At 52.2% G+C, this 18,336-nt stretch carries 18 protein-coding genes; 3 read left to right on the top strand and 15 right to left on the bottom strand.

Features of this window, described 5'->3' with window-relative positions; genetic code table 11:
• Window positions 1-25 precede the first annotated feature (25 nt).
• The 9 genes from iscX to trmJ all read right to left on the bottom strand — a co-directional run bounded on the left by iscX (window position 26) and on the right by trmJ (window position 6,545).
• Window positions 26-226: a Fe-S cluster assembly protein IscX gene (gene iscX / locus FH974_RS12360; RefSeq protein ID WP_047886600.1), complete on the bottom strand. Its 201-nt coding sequence runs from the start codon at window positions 224-226 to the stop codon at window positions 26-28.
• Between the two features lie 122 nt (window positions 227-348).
• On the bottom strand, window positions 349-687 hold the full coding sequence (gene fdx, locus FH974_RS12365) for an ISC system 2Fe-2S type ferredoxin (RefSeq protein WP_047886599.1): 339 nt from the start codon (window positions 685-687) through the stop codon (window positions 349-351).
• Between the two features lie 2 nt (window positions 688-689).
• Window positions 690-2,543 (bottom strand): Fe-S protein assembly chaperone HscA, encoded by a 1,854-nt coding sequence (hscA, locus tag FH974_RS12370; protein ID WP_047886598.1) that lies wholly within the window; start codon window positions 2,541-2,543, stop codon window positions 690-692.
• 38 nt (window positions 2,544-2,581) lie between these two features.
• A complete protein-coding gene (gene hscB / locus FH974_RS12375; protein ID WP_047886597.1) occupies window positions 2,582-3,097 on the bottom strand; it encodes a co-chaperone HscB in 516 nt (171 codons plus the stop codon).
• A gap of 88 nt (window positions 3,098-3,185) precedes the next feature.
• Complete coding sequence (gene iscA / locus FH974_RS12380) at window positions 3,186-3,509, bottom strand: iron-sulfur cluster assembly protein IscA (RefSeq protein ID WP_047886596.1); 324 nt, start codon at window positions 3,507-3,509, stop codon at window positions 3,186-3,188.
• A gap of 21 nt (window positions 3,510-3,530) precedes the next feature.
• Complete coding sequence (gene iscU, locus FH974_RS12385; protein ID WP_047886595.1) at window positions 3,531-3,914, bottom strand: Fe-S cluster assembly scaffold IscU; 384 nt, start codon at window positions 3,912-3,914, stop codon at window positions 3,531-3,533.
• A gap of 33 nt (window positions 3,915-3,947) precedes the next feature.
• The gene (locus FH974_RS12390) at window positions 3,948-5,162 is read right to left on the bottom strand and encodes an IscS subfamily cysteine desulfurase (RefSeq protein WP_047886594.1); all 1,215 of its coding nucleotides are present in this window, start codon (window positions 5,160-5,162) and stop codon (window positions 3,948-3,950) included.
• 32 nt (window positions 5,163-5,194) lie between these two features.
• A complete protein-coding gene (gene iscR / locus FH974_RS12395) occupies window positions 5,195-5,701 on the bottom strand; it encodes a Fe-S cluster assembly transcriptional regulator IscR (protein WP_047886593.1) in 507 nt (168 codons plus the stop codon).
• A 121-nt stretch (window positions 5,702-5,822) separates the two neighbouring features.
• Complete coding sequence (gene trmJ, locus FH974_RS12400) at window positions 5,823-6,545, bottom strand: tRNA (cytosine(32)/uridine(32)-2'-O)-methyltransferase TrmJ (protein ID WP_047886592.1); 723 nt, start codon at window positions 6,543-6,545, stop codon at window positions 5,823-5,825.
• Between the two features lie 242 nt (window positions 6,546-6,787).
• Here trmJ and suhB point away from each other — a divergent pair, with 242 nt between their 5' ends.
• Window positions 6,788-7,588 carry an inositol-1-monophosphatase gene (gene suhB / locus FH974_RS12405; RefSeq protein ID WP_047886591.1) on the top strand — a complete coding sequence of 267 codons (801 nt, stop codon included), beginning with the start codon at window positions 6,788-6,790 and terminating at the stop codon, window positions 7,586-7,588.
• A gap of 325 nt (window positions 7,589-7,913) precedes the next feature.
• On the top strand, window positions 7,914-10,529 hold the full coding sequence (locus FH974_RS12410; protein ID WP_053061907.1) for a DUF3772 domain-containing protein: 2,616 nt from the start codon (window positions 7,914-7,916) through the stop codon (window positions 10,527-10,529).
• A gap of 177 nt (window positions 10,530-10,706) precedes the next feature.
• Here the strand turns inward: FH974_RS12410 and secF are convergent, their stop codons facing one another.
• The 6 genes from secF to FH974_RS12440 all read right to left on the bottom strand — a co-directional run bounded on the left by secF (window position 10,707) and on the right by FH974_RS12440 (window position 17,624).
• A complete protein-coding gene (gene secF / locus FH974_RS12415; RefSeq protein ID WP_047886590.1) occupies window positions 10,707-11,654 on the bottom strand; it encodes a protein translocase subunit SecF in 948 nt (315 codons plus the stop codon).
• Between the two features lie 12 nt (window positions 11,655-11,666).
• On the bottom strand, window positions 11,667-13,520 hold the full coding sequence (secD, locus tag FH974_RS12420) for a protein translocase subunit SecD (RefSeq protein ID WP_084712653.1): 1,854 nt from the start codon (window positions 13,518-13,520) through the stop codon (window positions 11,667-11,669).
• Between the two features lie 24 nt (window positions 13,521-13,544).
• A complete protein-coding gene (gene yajC / locus FH974_RS12425) occupies window positions 13,545-13,877 on the bottom strand; it encodes a preprotein translocase subunit YajC (RefSeq protein WP_047886588.1) in 333 nt (110 codons plus the stop codon).
• Window positions 13,878-13,893: 16 nt separating this feature from the next.
• On the bottom strand, window positions 13,894-15,024 hold the full coding sequence (gene tgt / locus FH974_RS12430; protein WP_047886631.1) for a tRNA guanosine(34) transglycosylase Tgt: 1,131 nt from the start codon (window positions 15,022-15,024) through the stop codon (window positions 13,894-13,896).
• Window positions 15,025-15,312: 288 nt separating this feature from the next.
• On the bottom strand, window positions 15,313-16,365 hold the full coding sequence (gene queA / locus FH974_RS12435) for a tRNA preQ1(34) S-adenosylmethionine ribosyltransferase-isomerase QueA (protein WP_047886587.1): 1,053 nt from the start codon (window positions 16,363-16,365) through the stop codon (window positions 15,313-15,315).
• A gap of 170 nt (window positions 16,366-16,535) precedes the next feature.
• Window positions 16,536-17,624 (bottom strand): S1 family serine peptidase, encoded by a 1,089-nt coding sequence (locus tag FH974_RS12440; protein WP_047886586.1) that lies wholly within the window; start codon window positions 17,622-17,624, stop codon window positions 16,536-16,538.
• 230 nt (window positions 17,625-17,854) lie between these two features.
• Here FH974_RS12440 and FH974_RS12445 point away from each other — a divergent pair, with 230 nt between their 5' ends.
• Window positions 17,855-18,328, top strand: a complete 474-nt coding sequence (locus tag FH974_RS12445) for a CBS domain-containing protein (RefSeq protein ID WP_047886585.1) — start codon at window positions 17,855-17,857, stop codon at window positions 18,326-18,328.
• Window positions 18,329-18,336: the final 8 nt, after the last annotated feature.

Raw genomic sequence — 18,336 nt, forward strand, 5'->3', positions numbered from 1 at the left:
AGAAAAAGAGAGGGGCAGCCGCAGATTATTCTGCTTCTTCGATCCAGTACATTTGCACGGCTTCCAGCACGCGTTCACTGCAGTGTTTCGGATCGTCGTCGAAGTCTTCCAGTTCCAGAATCCATTCCCGTAGATCGGTAAAACGGATTGTGGTCGGGTCAACATCAGGGTGCAGCTCAGAAAGCTCAATCGCCAGTTCGCGAGAATCAATCCATTTCAAGCCCATACGATACTCCTTACTCGTTTGCTCAGAGGGTACACCGTTGCCGGACAGCGGCACACGCCAAGGTTGGAATTGTTTTAGTGTAGCGGATCTGCCGGCGACAGGGCGCCGGCAGAGAGTCACAATCAGTGGCCTTCAGACGCCAGATTGATCGTGTATTTCGGGATTTCAACCACCAGGTCTTCATCCGCCACGCGAGCCTGACAGCCCAGACGTGATTCCGGCTCCAGACCCCATGCTTTATCCAGCATGTCGTCTTCCAGCTCGTCACTTTCTTCCAGCGAGTCAAAGCCTTCACGGATGATCACGTGGCAAGTTGTACATGCGCACGATTTCTCACAGGCATGCTCAATAGCAATCCCATTTTTCAACGCCACATCCAGGACTGTTTCACCGGTATTGGCTTCCAGCACCGCACCTTCCGGACACAGTTCATCATGGGGTAATACAACAATCTTAGGCATGCCTAAACCTCATCAATCGAATGACCAGCCAGTGCGCGACGAATAGACTGATCCATCCGACGAGACGCAAATTCCTGGCTTGCTTTATCTGTTTTCTTAATACCGGCTTCAATTGCACGCGGGTCTGTACCCTGACGCAGCTGAACCAGTTCCATCATGACGGCTTCCAGCTCTTCGCGCTCTTCTTTGCTCAGCAGGGTATCCCCGTCCTGAGCCAGCGCGGCAATCAGACCTTCCAGCACGCGATCTGCCTCAACTTGCTGCTCGGCAAGTGCACGGGCGTCTTTGTCTTCCTGTGCGTGAGCCATAGAATCGCGAATCATGGTCGCAATTTCATCGTCGGTCAGGCCGTAAGACGGCTTAACCTGGATAGACGACTGTACGCCACTGCTTTTCTCCATCGCGGTCACAGACAGCAGGCCGTCTGCATCAACCTGGTAGGTCACGCGGATATGAGCAGCCCCGGCCGCCATGGCCGGAATGCCACGCAGTGTAAAGCGGGCCAGTGAACGGCAGTCATCCACCATTTCGCGCTCACCCTGCACCACATGTACGGACATCGCTGTCTGACCATCTTTAAAGGTGGTGAACTCCTGGGCACGAGCCACAGGGATTGTGGTGTTACGCGGAATAATTTTTTCAATCATGCCGCCCATAGTTTCGATACCCAATGACAGAGGGATCACATCCAGCAGCAGCATCTCAGAGTCCGGCTTGTTACCCACCAGGATATCAGCCTGAATCGCAGCACCGATCGCCACCACCTCATCCGGGTTGATTGACGTCAGTGGTGTCTTACCGAAGAAACCACCAACCATCTCACGCACCAGTGGTACGCGGGTTGAGCCGCCAACCATGACGGTTTCGATCACTTCGTCAGTCGTTACATCCGCATCTTTCAGCGCACGACGACAGGACATCAGGGTTTTCTTCACCAGCGGCTGAATCAGTGTCTCAAACTGTGCGCGGGTTACCTTACCCTGCCAGCCCAGCACATCCACTGCCACGCTGTCGCTGTCAGTCAGAGCTTCTTTCGTCTGTTGAGCGACATCTTGCAGTAGGCGCTGCTGCTGCGCAGACAGCGCGGCGGTCACGCCCGCCTGCTCGGCGATCCAGTCCGCTAGCAGATGGTCGAAGTCATCGCCGCCCAGTGCCGAGTCGCCACCGGTTGCCAGCACTTCAAACACCCCTTTGGACAGGCGAAGAATTGAGATATCGAACGTACCACCACCCAGGTCATAAACCGCAATCACGCCTTCCTGACCAGAGTCCAGGCCGTAGGCAATCGCAGCCGCCGTTGGCTCGTTCAGCAAACGCAGCACATTCAGGTTCGCCAGTTTAGCCGCATCTTTGGTACCGGCACGCTGCGCATCATCGAAATAAGCCGGCACAGTGATAACCACACCGGTCAGCTCACCACCCAGTGCAGCCTGAGCACGCTCGTTCAGATTTTTTAGAATTTCGGCAGAAACCTGTACCGGGTTAACCTCGCCCGCACGGGTCACCAATTGCGGCAGACCATTGTCGGTCGCTTTAAACTGGTATGGCAACTGCGGATAACGCTGCTGGATATCCGCCAGCGAACGACCCATCATACGTTTCACTGAAATGATGCTATTGGCAGGGTCCTGCTGAGCAATGTCACGCGCCTGATGGCCGACAACAATGCCCGCTTCGCTATAGTGCACGGCCGAAGGCAAAGTCGATCGCCCCAGCTCATCTTTCAGGGTTTCGGTGGTGCCGCTGCGAACCGCAGCTACAAGTGAATTGGTGGTACCCAGATCAATGCCCACCGCCAGCTTATGTTGGTGCGGGGCAGCGCTTTGGCCGGGTTCAGCAATCTGTAACAGTGCCATGTTTGTTCCTGTGGAGTTAGTACCGGGTTTGGAAAAGATCAGTCAAGCAGGCTGTCTTCCAAACGCTCAACTTCATCACGCAGCTTAACAATAAACTTCAGCTTGCGCACGACGTCGGCTGCGGTTTCCCAGTTTTCATCTAGTAGTCGTTGCTCAAGATCAGCCATGTTCGCTTTATAAAGCGCGGTGACCTCTTGCTCGAAATCAAACAGTGCCGCTTCGGGATCACTGGCTTGCGGGATATCTTCCAGAGTTTCACGCAGTTCCATTTGCTGCATCAGGAAGACAGGATCCTGGAGGGTCTTCTGTTCGCCCCGGATCTCCACCCCTCGCTCTGCCAGCATGTACTCAGCGCGGGAGATCGGATTCTTCAGCGTCTGGAATGCATCGTTAATCTGAGCGGCTTTCTGCACAGCCATCAGACGATCACGCTCTGAAGCCGTTGCGAAATTGTCAGGGTGAAAACGGCGCTGTAATTCCCGGAACTGATTTGCAAGAAGGCTACCGTCCAGCTCAAACTGAAAAGGTAGCCCGAAGAGTTCAAAATGATTCATATCACGTCAGTAACTGTAAAGCTGAATCCAGAAAAACAGAACCTGATAACCGCCGGAGGGCAGCAATCAGGCTCCGTTGACTCAGCGATTAAACGTTGAAGCTTTCACCACAACCGCATTCGCTGGAAACGTTAGGGTTGTTAAACTTAAAGCCTTCATTTAATCCTTCTTTGGCAAAATCCAGCTCTGTCCCTTCGAGGTAAACCAAGCTTTTGGCATCAACGATAATTTTGACACCTTTTTCTTCGAAGACGTGATCGCCTTCGTCCAGCTGGTCGACAAACTCAAGGACGTAGGCCATTCCTGAACAGCCTGAAGTGCGTACACCCAGTCGCAGGCCGATGCCTTTTCCTCGGTTTTCTAGGAAGCTAGCGACGCGACTTGCTGCCGCTTCAGTAATTGTAATGGCCATACAACAACCCTTAAAACGTTATTATTGTTCGTGCTTTTTCTTGTAGTCGCTAACTGCGGCTTTGATTGCATCTTCCGCCAGGATCGAGCAGTGAACTTTAACCGGTGGCAGTTCCAGCTCTTCCGCAATCGCAGAGTTTTTGATTGCAGCAGCTTCGTCCAGGGTCTTACCTTTCACCCATTCAGTGATCAGTGAGCTTGACGCGATAGCTGAACCACAGCCGTAGGTTTTAAATTTCGCATCTTCGATGATGCCGTCTTCAGATACTTTGATCTGAAGTTTCATTACGTCGCCACAGGCTGGTGCACCCACCATGCCGCTACCAACGTTTTTGTCATTTTTGTCAAATGAGCCAACGTTACGCGGGTTCTCGTAATGATCAATTACTTTTTCACTATATGCCATGACAGTTTCCTCAAATACGTGATGACCGCTATATCAGTGGTGTGCCCACTCAACCGTGTTCAGGTCAATACCTTCTTTGTACATATCCCACAGCGGAGACATTTCACGTAGTTTCTCTACCGCGCCGCGGATTTGCGAAACTGCGTAGTCTACTTCTTCTTCAGTCGTGAAGCGACCGAAAGAGAAGCGAATTGAGCTGTGTGCCAGTTCATCGTCCAGGCCCAGCGCACGCAGTACGTAAGAAGGCTCAAGACTTGCCGATGTACAGGCAGAACCAGAAGAAACAGCCAGATCTTTCAGCGCCATCAGCAGAGATTCACCCTCAACGTACGCGAAGCTGATGTTCAGGTTGTTTGGCAGGCGTTGTTCCAGATCACCATTGATGGTCATCGCTTCCATACCTTCCAGACCTGCCAGCAGACGGTTACGCAGAACCAGAGCGTGCTGGTAATCTTGCTCCATCTCTTCTTTAGCAATTCGGAATGCTTCACCCATACCGACAATCTGGTGAGTTGCCAGCGTACCGGAACGGAAACCACGCTCGTGGCCGCCACCGTGCATTTGCGCTTCCAGACGGATACGAGGCTTACGGCGAACGTACAGTGCGCCAATACCTTTCGGACCGTAGATTTTGTGCGCAGACAGCGAGATCAGGTCAACTTTCATTTCCTGAACATCGATAGGCAGCTTACCCGCAGACTGAGCAGCATCCACGTGGAAAACCACTTTTTGCTCACGGCAGATTTCGCCAATAGCAGCGATGTCCTGAATAACACCGATTTCGTTGTTCACGTGCATGATAGAAACCAGCACCGTGTCTTCACGGATAGCGTCACGCAGTTTAGCCAGGTCAATCAGACCGTTAGACTCAGGCTCCAGGTACGTCACTTCGAAGCCTTCACGCTCCAGCTGACGGCATGGGTCAAGAACCGCTTTGTGTTCTGTTTTACAGGTGATAACGTGCTTGCCTTTCTTGTCATAGAAGTGGGCAGCACCTTTAATGGCCAGGTTGTCTGACTCAGTCGCACCTGATGTAAATACGATTTCGCGCGGGTCTGCATTCAGCAGATCAGCAACTTGCTCACGAGCAGTATCAACCGCTTCTTCAGCCTGCCAACCAAAGCGGTGAGAACGAGAAGCCGGGTTACCGAAGTTTCCATCCATCGTCAGGCATTGCATCATCTTCTCTGCAACGCGAGGGTCGACCGGGCAAGTAGCGGAATAGTCAAAATATATTGGCAGTTTCATCTTCATCTCCGAAAACACGGACGTCTAGTTCTCTAGGAGCGAACATCGACACCGATAGCGGTGCTGTCGTGTGTATTTTTGTGTCCAAATGACGATTTCTTCAGGATTTGATCCTGTCGATCAGAGATCTCCTGTACGTCATTATCTTGCATCAACTCACCAAGAGTGATGTTGTTCAAAAAGCCGCTGATACGGGCGCTTAAATCATGCCACAGCGTATGGGTCAGGCAGCGTACTCCGCCCTGACAATCACCCTTACCCTGGCATTTCGTCGCGTCGACTGATTCATCGACTGCGGCAATCACCATACCAACAGCAATATTATTGGCATCTTCGCCTAGGCGGTAACCACCACCCGGACCACGCACGCTGGCAACCAGACCAGCCTTGCGCAGGCGTGAAAACAGTTGTTCCAGATAGGATAGTGAAATCCCCTGACGTTCAGAAATATCCGCCAGTGGAACAGGACCATCCTGAGAATGCAGAGCCACATCCAGCATGGCTGTGACTGCGTATCTTCCTTTTGATGTCAATCTCATAACACACCGCTACCCACGTTTGTTCATGGGAGGAGTGTCGCATACCCGAGTAAAATGGTCAAGTATATACCTGAGCAATTTACTCAGACATTTAACCATTCAGTTTGTATGCCTACTAGCATTACTTAAAAAGAGATTTTTCTATGGAAGACAGAATTCCACGCAGGATATTCAGCTCCTGCGCTTCAGGCCTCGCACGGGAAAACAATCGGCGCATTTTAGTCATGACCATGCTTGGTTTATCCGGAGCAATAAACGCGGTTCGCGTCGCGACTTGCTCCAGATGCTGGTAGAACTGTTCGAGTTCTTTCATTCGAGGATAATCATCATCCTCTGGCTGACCGGCATATTGCTGGCTGTCGAGATGTGCCATCCGGATTTCATAGCTGATGGTCTGAACCGCCATCGCCAAGTTCAGGGAACTGTATTCCGGATTGGCAGGAATGTAGACATGGAAGTGGCAGCGTTGCAGCTCTTCGTTGGTCAGGCCCGTACGCTCTCGACCAAACAAAATCGCCACCGAATGGTTGGCGGCTTCTTTAACGGTGCGGATACCGCACTGACGCGGATCCAGCTGAGGCCACTCCAAGGTGCGCGAACGGGCACTGGAACCGACTACCAGACCGCAGTCGGCAATGGCTTCATCCAAGGTTGCCACAATCCGGACATTCTCAACGATATCAGACGCCCCGGCAGCCAGTGCGTACGTAGTTTCGTCAATCTCACAGGCAGGGTCGACCAGCACCAGATTGGTCAGTCCCATCACTTTCATTGCTCGGGCAGCCGAACCAATATTGCCCGGATGTGATGTACCAACAAGAACCACACTGACTTTTTCTAACATGGGGGTGTAACTTCCGACTCGCTTATAGTGAACCGACAGATTCTAACACAGAGTTTTTAAAATAGGTGAAAACCTGTAAAAACAAGGTTGCACTCTGCGGTTGCGTGAATTAAACGAATAAAAACGCATCACTTTTCCTGACGTAACCGTTAGCGTGCAAAAAATAACCACTTCCCTTTTGCTCAAGCTCTGATATACTCGCCGCCGCTTTTTAGTTCTTTAACATCCGTTGGGAAGATCCTATGCATCCGATGCTAAACATCGCCATTCGCGCTGTGCGAAAGGCTGGTGACCATGTCATTAAATCACTAGAAAAACCGCAGACTATTGAAGTCGCAAATAAAGGTACTGATGTTGTTACCAATATCGATCATGAAGCAGAAGCTATCATTATCGACACTATTCGTAAGTCTTATCCTGATCACTGCATCGTAGGTGCTGAAACTGGCAATTATGACGGTAAAGACAAAGAATGTCAGTGGATCATTGACCCAGTGGATGGCACCAAAAACTTCGTTCGCGGTTACCCGCACTTCGCTATCTCTGTAGCCCTGCGTATGCGTGGCCGTACAGAAGTTGCCGCCGTTTACGACCCATCTCGCAACGAACTGTTCACAGCAACCCGTGGTTCTGGTGCTCAGCTGAACAGCCAGCGTATCCGTGCTTCTCAACCACGTGACCTGACTGGTACGACACTGGCAACTGGCCTGCCTTACGCAGCAAAACAACATGCTGAAAGCTACATGAAAATCCAGAGCGCTCTGTTTGTTGAGTGTGATGACATGCGTCAGAGCGGTTCTACTGCACTAGACCTGTGTTACCTGGCAGCTGGCCGCGTTGACGGTGTCTTCAAGCTGGGTCAGAAACCTTGGGAAATCGCAGCCGGTGAACTGATTGCTCGTGAGTCTGGTGCTATCTGTGCAGACTTTACTGGTAACACTAACTACATGAGTACTGGCAACCTGGTTGCTGGTAACGCACGTGTTGTTAAGCCTCTGCTGAGCAAAATCCGTGAACACGGCAGCGACGCGCTGAAAAAATAATGCCAGAGTCGCTCATTGACTGAGTGCCTGTTTCGAAACGCCCCGGCAAATGCCGGGGCGTTTTTTTTGCTTAACCACGGTTCGTCTTGCCGTGCTTCAGAGCCCTCATGGCTCTCGTGCCTGATCCTATTTCTCTTCTTTTATTACTTCTTCTATTGCTACTTTCTTCCGCCGTCCGATGCCTCTTCTTGATTGGCCCTGATTTCCCCCTCCATACCCATCGTTCGCACTCCTGCTCAGGCGGCCTGCCTATTTTTGACTTATTCTAAAATATCCGTCATTTCCACCCGGCCTACCTGACAGCCGGAACGAGAAGGAGTCACGCATGCGCACTGACCAGACTGGATGGCTCTCGTTCCTTCGAGGCTCAGGGGGGCTTGCGGTACTCACTCATTTCTTATGGCTACTGTTGCTGCTTGGGTCAGTGCTCACGTATGGCGCAGACTTCAGTCAGCAGGAGCCATATATCTCCTGGGAGAAAACCGCGAAAAAAGCCGAGCAATTGTTGTTCGATAAAAACACCACCAATGGTCAGTTCGAAGCTATCCGACAACAGCTGGCGGAGCAACGAGATCAAGCCTATAAAATTGCGAACTATAAAGATGTTGAAGTCCGGACATTAGAAGCCCAGCTTGATGCTTTGGGGCCGCCTCCGGCCGAGGGAGAAAGCGAGGCTGAAGTGACCGCCAAGCGGCGTGCAAACCTCGAACAATCGCTGGCCATCGCCAGCGGCCCCAGCTTTTATTCCGAAGGGGCTTACGAGCGGGCCAATTTGCTGATCAGCGAAATTGACTCCAGGATCCGGAAAAACACCACTCAGGAATGGCTCAATAAAAGCCCGTCACCTTTAGTGCCGTCCCACTGGGAAACGGCGGTCACGGAATGGCATACCTTTACGGATAAAGTCAGCCAGGAATTTCAGGTTTACCTGAGTGACGAAGAACGAAAGCACAAGCTGCTGGCAGCGCTACCCTTATCTATTGCCCTAATCGTACTGGCTGTTTTACTGATTGCGATCATCCAGCCGCGGATAATTGAAAAGTCAGAGATCGCGATCCGTAAAATCAGGAAAAAGAGCCTCGCCTTTCTGGTCAGCCTGATGGCTGCATGTCTGCATTTACTGTTTCCAATTCTGAGTTTCCTCGCCATTTACACCGCCTTTCTGGTCTCAGGTCTGCGGCTGACATCGGTGAACACAGTTATTGCGGCGATGCCTTTCATGGCGCTGTTTCTGGTGATCAGTTACTGGCTGGGATTCCTGATATTCCGGCCGCGAACACCAGATCAGCGCATCATCAGCATCACAGATTCCGTGGCCCGCCGCGGCTTACGTACCTGTGTACTGCTCGGGCTGTTCATCTGTCTGATTTCTCTGATAGATGCGTTACAGCTCGACTATACCTTTAGCCCGGCCTCAACCGCCGTCTTTACCCTCCCGGTTATCGTATTCGGAAGCTTGCTGATGTGGCGACTGGCTCTGATCCTCAGCAAAGCCGTTGAACAGGACCAGTCGACCGAAGGTGAACATACCGATACGGTCAGCAGCGGCGTCCTGAAAGCCCTTATTGTGTTGATGAAAGCCTCCAGTATTCTGAGTGTGCTTTTCGTTTCAATTGGTTACGATAACTTAGCCAGACAGGCCATTATCCCGATGGTGGTGTCGATTGGTCTCATCGCGTTTGCTATGGTGGTTTACTACGGGATACTGGGCCTGATGGCGCGCTTTGGCGATCAGGATGATGATCAGAGTGATGTGCCGGGCGACAGCCAGCATGGCCTGATCCCCTTCTTTCTGATAGCGCTCATCACCCTGATTGTGGCGCCGCTACTGGCGATGACCTGGGGCGCAAGGCTGACAGATATTGCTGAAATATGGCGCCTGCTCTCAGAAGGTATTGAGCTGGGCGATGCCCGAATCTCTCTCAATGTTATCCTGACCCTGTTTACCGTGCTGTTTGTCGGTGTTGTTGCCACCCGCTGGCTGCAGTATGTACTGCGTCATTCGGTGCTGCCCAAAACCAAAACCGATGCAGGTGCCCGTACCGCGCTGATCACCGGCGTCGGCTACGTCGGCTACACTCTGTCGGCACTGATCGCGGTTTCAGCTGCCGGGCTTAACTTGTCGAGCCTGGCGGTAGTTGCCGGTGCGCTGTCAGTCGGGATAGGTTTCGGCCTGCAAACGGTCGTCTCCAATTTTGTATCCGGGATCATTCTGCTGATTGAGCGCCCGATAAAAGAAGGCGACTGGATTGAAGTGTCCGGTTACTCCGGCTTTGTGAAAAAAATCGCGGTACGCTCCACCCGGATAGAAACGTTTGACCTGCATGATGTGGTGATTCCCAATTCAGATCTGATCGCCGGCATTGTGAAGAACATGACGCTGCGCAGCAGTCATGGCCGGCTAGTGGTTAAAATTGGTGTTGCCTATGGCAGTGATTTGAAGGTGGTGAAATCGGTGCTGATTGATGCCGCCAAACAACACGACATGGTGCTGAGTTACCCCGCCGCTCCGGTGGTGATATTCAGTGAAATGGGCGACAGCGCATTGCTGTTTGAACTGCGCTGCTTTATCCGGGACATCCGCCAGGTCTTTGTGGTCAAATCGGATCTGCTGTTTGAGATCTACCAACAGCTCACCGATCACGGCGTGTCCATTCCTTTCCCGCAGCGGGATATCCATATTAAGAATCTGTCCGACTTGGTGCCACCTCAAACCAGCCGTGAGCACAAAGACAATGAGAAAACAGGCGATGTAGAAGACGGTGAAAATACAAGCGGTAAAAAGACAGACGGTGAGAAGACTGGCAATAAAAAAACTGACCCGATAAAAACTGCTGCCACCAAACCTGAGCGCAATGCGGATAACGCCAATCCGCAGGATACTGACATGGGTCATGCGACTGGCAATGCCGCCAGCGATAACGAAAGCGATGCGCCCTGACGGTCATGGCTAATTAGCGTGCGATCTGCCCCCCTATCACTGCTGCCTTAGCGTGATCCTCAACAAATAAAACGCACTAAAAAGCGAAAGCAATCAATCGTTTCCAACAGAGATAAAAAAATCCGGGCCAGGCCCGGATTTTCCATTCAGAACAACGTGTGTTTTCGCTGCCGTGCCTTAAGGCATGGCATCAAACTCTTCGCCTTCTTTTTCTACCTGCGGCGGCATCAGGTGCTCACGGGTGATCCCCAGTTTCAGCGCCAGTGCAGAAGCCACATAGATAGAAGAATATGTACCAACCGTGATACCAATCAGCAGGGCTGCCGCAAAGCCGTGGATCATGCTGCCGCCTTTCACGAACAGGGCAATCACCACAAACAGCGTCGTCGCTGAGGTGATCAGCGTACGGCTCAGGGTCTGAGTGATCGAGCTGTTCATGATTTCCGCTGCATCGCCTTTACGCATCTTACGGAAGTTTTCACGAATACGGTCGAAGACAACAATGGTATCGTTCAGGGAGTAACCGACCACGGTCAGCAGAGCTGCAACGATAGTCAGGTCAATCTCAATCTGTGTGAATGAGAAAATACCAATGGTGATGATCACGTCGTGTGCCAGTGCCAATACCGCACCGGCTGCCAGACGCCATTCGAAACGCATGGATACGTAAAGCAAGATACAGATCAAGGAAACCAGGATCGCCAAACCACCCGCTTCAGCCAGCTCGTCACCCACGTTCGGGCCCACGAACTCAATCCGACGCATTTCTACGTTCTGCCCGGTGCCGGTACGCAGGGCATCAATAATCTGGTTACCCAGCTTCTCGCCCTGAGCATCTTCACGCGGCTGCAGACGTACCATGACATCACGTGCCGTACCGAAGTTCTGCACAATTGCATCACCAAAACCGGCCACTTCCAGCGAGTCACGGATTTTGCCCAGATCCGCCGGCTTTTCAAAGCCGACTTCAATCAGCGTACCACCGGTGAAATCCAGGCCCCAGTTCAGCTTTTGGGTCGTCACGGTCGCAATCGCCGCAATAATCATTAGGGCCGACAGGAAGAAGGCTCCTTTCGACCAGCGCATAAAGTCGATCACCTTATTCGCTTTCATAATCTGAAACATGTCAGCGTCTCCTTAGATCGACAGCTTATCGACGCGCTTGCCGCCGTAAACCAGGTTAACCAGAGCACGGGTACCAATGATCGCCGTGAACATAGAGGTCAGAATACCGATCGACAGGGTAACCGCGAAGCCTTTAATGGCACCGGTTCCCACAGCAAACAGAATGATTGCCGTGATCAGTGTGGTGATGTTCGCATCGGCAATAGTACTGAAGGCATTGGCGTAACCTTGCTGAATCGCCTGCTGCGGACTGCGTCCGTCGCGAAGCTCCTCACGAATACGTTCAAAAATCAGCACGTTGGCATCCACCGCCATACCGACGGTCAGTACGATACCGGCGATACCTGGCAGGGTCATGGTCGCCCCCGGAATCATCGACATCACACCAATAATCAGTACTAGGTTCATCGCCAGCGCCATGTTGGCGAACAGGCCGAATCGACGGTAGTACAGCAGGGTGAACAACATAACCGCGATCATGCCCCAGATACACGCCTGGATCCCCATATCGATGTTCTGCTGACCCATAGACGGGCCAATGGTGCGTTCTTCAACGATAGAGATTGGCGCAATCAGTGCACCGGCACGCAGCAGCAGCGCCAGGTTATGCGCTTCAGCCTGAGAATCGATACCTGTGATACGGAAGTTACGGCCCAGCGCGGTCTGGATAGTCGCCTGGTTAATCACTTCTTCGTGTTTTTCCAGGATAACTTTACCGCTGGCGTCACGTTTACCGCTGTCTTTGTATTCAGTAAAAATGGTCGCCATCAGCTTACCCACGTTGTTACGTGAGAAGGCTGTCATTTTGCTGCCGCCTTCGCTGTCGAGCGAGATGTTTACCTGCGGACGGCCATATTCATCAGCACTTGAGCTTGCATCCGTGATGTGAGAACCCGACAGGATCACTCGTTTTTTCAGAACAACAGGGCGCTGATCACGGGTGAATTTCACTTCGCTGCCTGGTGGCACACGACCGGAAGCCGCTGCCGCCAGATCAGCCGCGCTGTCGACTTCACGGAATTCCAGAGTGGCGGTTGCCCCCAGGATTTCTTTCGCACGGGCAGTATCCTGTACCCCTGGCAGTTCTACCACGATGCGGTTTGCACCCTGGCGCTGTACCAGCGGCTCAGCAACACCCAGCTCATTCACACGGTTACGAAGAATGGTAATGTTCTGATCGACGGCGTAGTTGCGGATTTCTTTCAGACGCTCTTCAGTGAAACGCGCCGTCAGAACAAAGCGACCGTTGCTGCCGGAATCTGTGAACAGCATATCCGGGTGCAACTTAGCCAGCGCAGATTTGGCTTCAGCCAGTTGCGCGTTGTCACGCAGACGCACTTCTACCGTGTCAGTGGTTTTGGCGATCGCACGGTAACGAATCTTGGCTTCACGCAGCTCGGTACGGAACGTTTCTTCCTGCTGACCCAGCAGTTTTTCCATCGCGGCGTCCATATCCACTTCCATCAGGAAGTGCACCCCGCCACGGAGGTCAAGGCCCAATTTCATTGGGTTAGCGCCGATAGCTTCCAGCCAGTCAGGAGTCGATGCAGCCAGGTTCAACGCAACAACATAGTTATCGCCCAGCTGTTCATTCAGAATATCGCGAGCACTGATCTGTGTATCAGTGTCGTTAAAGCGGACCAGGACAGTGCCGTTTTCGAATGCGACGGATTTATAAGAGATTTGGTTTTTTTTGAGATCTTCGGTAACGGTATCCAGCGCGGACATATCTACCGAGGCGCCACGCGCCCCGGAGATTTGAATTGCTGGATCTTCACCGAACACATTGGGAAGCGCATAAAGCAGACCGATGATCAGTGTAAACACCACCATCAGGTTCTTCCACAAGGGATAACGGTTTAGCACTGCTGTGATCCTTCAAAGCAAGTTTTACAGAGACTTCATTGTGCCTTTTGGCAGAACGGCAGAAACAAAGTCTTTCTTGATGGTAACTTCAGTCGTGTCGTTCAGAGCGATAACGATGTAGTCGTTTTCTGCTGAAACTTTCGTGATACGACCAACCAGACCACCGTTTGTCAGCACTTCGTCACCTTTGCCCATAGAAGACATCAGATTTTTGTGCTCTTTCACACGTTTCGCCTGCGGACGGTAAATCATGAAATAGAAAATTACCGCAAACAGACCAAGCATGATGAAAAGCTGCATGCTGCCACCCTGAGGTGCCCCTTCCGCTGCCGCGTGTGCTTGAGAAATCAGACTCATTTACTAACGTCCTCGTTTAGTTGTTTTCGTTTAATGGTGGAACTTCACGGTTACGACGCGCGTAGAACTCTTCTACAAAAGCGTCGAAACGATCTTCTTCAATCGCCTTACGGATACTGGCCATCAGACGCTGGTAGTAACGTAAGTTGTGGATTGTATTCAGACGCGCACCTAGAATTTCATTACATTTATCCAGGTGATACAGATACGCCTTCGAGTAGTTGCGACAAGTGTAACAGTCACAATGCGGATCGAGAGGACTTGTATCCGTTTTATGTTTCGCATTACGGATCTTGATCACACCGCCAGTCACAAACAGGTGACCATTTCGGGCATTTCGGGTCGGCATTACGCAGTCGAACATATCGATACCACGACGAACACCTTCCACCAGATCTTCTGGCTTGCCTACGCCCATCAGGTAACGAGGCTTGTCTTCCGGCAGCTGCGGACAGGTATGCTCAAGAACACGGTGCATGTCTTCTTTTGGCTCACCGACCGCCAGACCACCGACGGCATAACCGTCAAAGCCGATGTTGGTCAGCCCTTCCACGGAAACATCGCGCAGGTCTTCATATACACTACCTTGGACGATACCAAACAGTGCATTTTTGTTACCAAGTTTGTCATGGTGGTTTCGGCTGCGCTGTGCCCAACGCAGTGACATCTCCATCGACTTCTTCGCTTCGTCGTGTGTGGCCGGGTATGGTGTACACTCATCGAAGATCATAACGATGTCAGAACCCAGGTCATTCTGGATTTCCATCGACTTTTCAGCGTCCATGAAAATCTTGTCACCGTTTACCGGATTACGGAAATGCACACCTTCTTCCGTGATCTTACGGATATCGCCCAGGCTGAAGACCTGGAAACCGCCGGAGTCAGTCAGAATCGGGCCCTGCCACTGCATGAAGTCGTGCAGATCACCGTGCAGTTTCATTACTTCCTGACCCGGACGCAGCCACAGGTGGAAAGTGTTACCCAGCAGGATTTGCGCGCCGGTGTCTTTTACTTCTTCCGGCGTCATCCCTTTTACGGTGCCGTAAGTACCTACAGGCATAAATGCCGGTGTTTCCACCGTACCGCGTTCAAACTTCAGGCGACCACGACGGGCACGTCCCTGAGTTTTATCTAATTCAAATTTCACAAAGCCTCCAACAGCCAGAGAAACAATCTGACATTTCATTTCCCGGCCGGTTATGGCCAGGAATACCCTGACGCCGCAACGGCGAAGCTGCAGCGCCTGTCTGCCAGGGGGCTTCCCCGCTGGCAAGCCACTACGCATTTAAGCCTAGTGGAAGAAACTGAGATTGGTCGGACTAAGCGCCCAGCCCCTCTTCAGGAATGAATATCGTCTTGATATTCAAAGACAACAAAGGCCGCATTCTAGCAAATGCAGCCTTAAGTAACACTGACTTAGACCATTAACTGGTCATCAAGCGGTCTTACGGGTGATGAACATCGAATCACCGTAACTGAAGAAACGGTAACGATTTTCTACCGCTTCTTTATAAGCATTCATGGTGTGCTCGTAACCGGCAAAGGCACTGACCAGCATGATCAGTGTCGATTCCGGCAGGTGGAAGTTGGTAATCAGCACATCCACCAGCTGGAATTCATAGCCAGGGAAGATAAAGATATCGGTATCACCGAAGAATGGCTTCAGCTCGGTGCCGTTTTTCACCGCGTCCTGCGCCGCGCTTTCCAGCGAACGTACCGACGTCGTGCCGACGGCAATCACACGTCCGCCGTTGGCCTTGGTTTCCGCAATCGCCGTTACCACCTCTTGCGGTACTTCGACATACTCGGCATGCATATGGTGATCATGGATGCTGTCCACACGCACCGGCTGGAACGTACCGGCACCCACGTGCAGGGTGACAAACGCCAGATTCACGCCTTTTTCTTTAATCGCTGACAGCAGCATTTCATCAAAGTGCAGGCCTGCTGTCGGTGCTGCTACCGCGCCCGGCTTGGCGTTGTAAACCGTTTGGTAACGCTCTTTATCAGCCTCTTCATCCGGGCGGTCAATGTATGGCGGCAACGGCATGTGGCCGACATCTTCCAGGATTTCCAATACGGTTTTGTCGCTGTTAAAACGGATTTCAAACAGCGCATCATGGCGGGCAACCATTTCTGCCTGATACTCGTCGTTTTCACCCAACAACAGCTCGTTACCCGGCTTTGGCGGCTTTGACGCGCGAACGTGGGCCAGAATGCTTTTATCGTCCAGCATGCGCTCAACCAGCACTTCCAGCTTACCGCCGGACGCTTTGCGACCGAACAGACGGGCAGGGATAACTCGGGTATTGTTAAATACCAGCAGATCGCCCGGCTGCACCAGATCCAGCACGTCTTTAAAGCCTTTATGGGCAAGCTCACCGTTATTACCGGTCAGTTGCAGCAGGCGGCTGGCTGTGCGTTCAGGTTGCGGATAGCGAGCAATCAGCTCGTCAGGAAGGTCAAAGTGAAAATCTGAAACTTGCATCGTTAGGGCCCTAAATTACAGCAGGCAGCTAGTATAGGCTGCCACACTGCAAGATCAAGCAGAGATCACTCTCACGCGCTGCAAGTTTTTCCTCTCTTTATGCACACCGGATTAGCGGGCTTGTGATAACCCGCCCGGCGGGATCTCGTTTCAGGGGGAAGTGAACCCATTCAGGCTCGGCCAAGACCACGGCGTCGACAGGCCAGCACCATCAGCCCGCAGAGCACCCAGATGCTCATCGTGCCCCCGCCACTGCTACCACCACCACTCGCGACCGGCTGTGCAATGGGAATTCCCTGACCGGCACCGGAATAATCGGCAGTGAACGGATTGCGGGAAAACTCCGGTGTGACCTGAGTAAATAGGCTGCCGCCAACTTCACTGGCCAGCCAGTTACGGTAAGTCGCCACTTGGGTATAAACGCCCGGCAGGCGCCCGGCACACCCTTCGCCGAAACTGACCAGGCCAACCAAGCGCAGTCCGAAATCGCTGTCCCCGGCTGCCTGCGGGTTCTGCCACACCAGCGGCCCTCCCGAGTCACCAAAGCAACTGTCTCGCGCCAGTTCAGGAGCCGTAGAACCGGCACACACATAAATACTGTAATCGTTCGCGGTGACACTGCTGCCCCACATGCCATCACAGCGGGAATCCGGTACGCCTGACAATAAGGTCTGCCGCAGCCGTGTTGAGCCTGAACTGGAATCGCCAACAGACGTACTGCCCCAGCCGGATACCAGCAGGTTCGCTACTCGCTCAGCATTATCGACCCAGCCATTGGCAAACTCGAGGTCAGCCGCCGCCTGCTCGCCGGACGTTGCGAGCTGTATCGGACGAGCGCTGTCAGGCAGGGTTTCTGCCAGCTTCAGCACGGCAATATCATTCGAAAATCGGGTAGAGTTATAATTGGGGTGTATCACGATGCTCTCAACCCGCACAGCACTGGCGGAAGTCGCACTGAAGATGGAAGTAATACCAGCCCAAACTTCCACATCTTCCGGCGCAACCAAGCTCTGGCCGTTACGCATGCAATGCGCGGCGGTGATAACGGTAACCGGGCTGATAACCACCCCACCGCAGATAAACGTACGCGCCCCCTCACTGTCACGAAACGTCATGTTCAGATAAGCCTGCCAGGGCAGCTCATTGGGCGCCGTTTCAATACCACCAATAATTCGGGCTTGTGAGACCGGCTCTGCTCCAGTGGCCTGGAAAGGTAAGCACATAGACCAAGACAACAAAATAAACAACAGCTTATGCATTGATTTATTCCTACATGGCATGTCGTTTATTGAGTATATGACACAATCTTATTTTTAACGGATGAGAAACAAATGAGACACAGTCAAATAACTTGTGTTTTCTTTGACGAGTGTCATGGGTTGCTTATTCAGGATTGGCTACAGTCAATACGTAGGCAATGCATACAGAATCGAGAGGTACAGCTGTAGCGAGCCACAGGGAGGATAAATCTTTGATACAGGAGGCTTGTATGTTTACCGTAGCTGATATGATGACCCCCAACCCGCATACGCTGAGTACCAGTCACACTCTGGCTGATGCGAAGCGGGTGATGGCGAAATACCACATCCACCATGTACCGGTCACGGATGAGAACAACCACCTGGTTGGGTTAGTGAGCCAGCGCGATATTCTGGCCGCCCAGGAATCAAGCCTGGAGCATATCTCGCAATCCCGCTTTGTTTCTGCGCTGGATATTCCTCTGGCCGACAGCATGCACCGGGATCTGATGAGTGTGGCACCCAATGCCGGATTAAAAGAAGCGGCCCTGTTCATGCAGAAACATCAGATTGGCTGTTTGCCAATCATTGACCACAATAAACTGGTCGGTATCATCACTGACTCCGATTTTGTGTCAATTGCGATTAACCTGCTGGAAATTCAGGAAGAGGTAGAACCCCTTGAAGAGGAAGGCGAAGAAGACGGTTCAGATTCTCTGCTCTAGTTACCAAC

The sequence above is a fragment of the Photobacterium ganghwense genome (assembly GCF_017329545.1).
Taxonomy (GTDB): domain Bacteria; phylum Pseudomonadota; class Gammaproteobacteria; order Enterobacterales; family Vibrionaceae; genus Photobacterium; species Photobacterium ganghwense.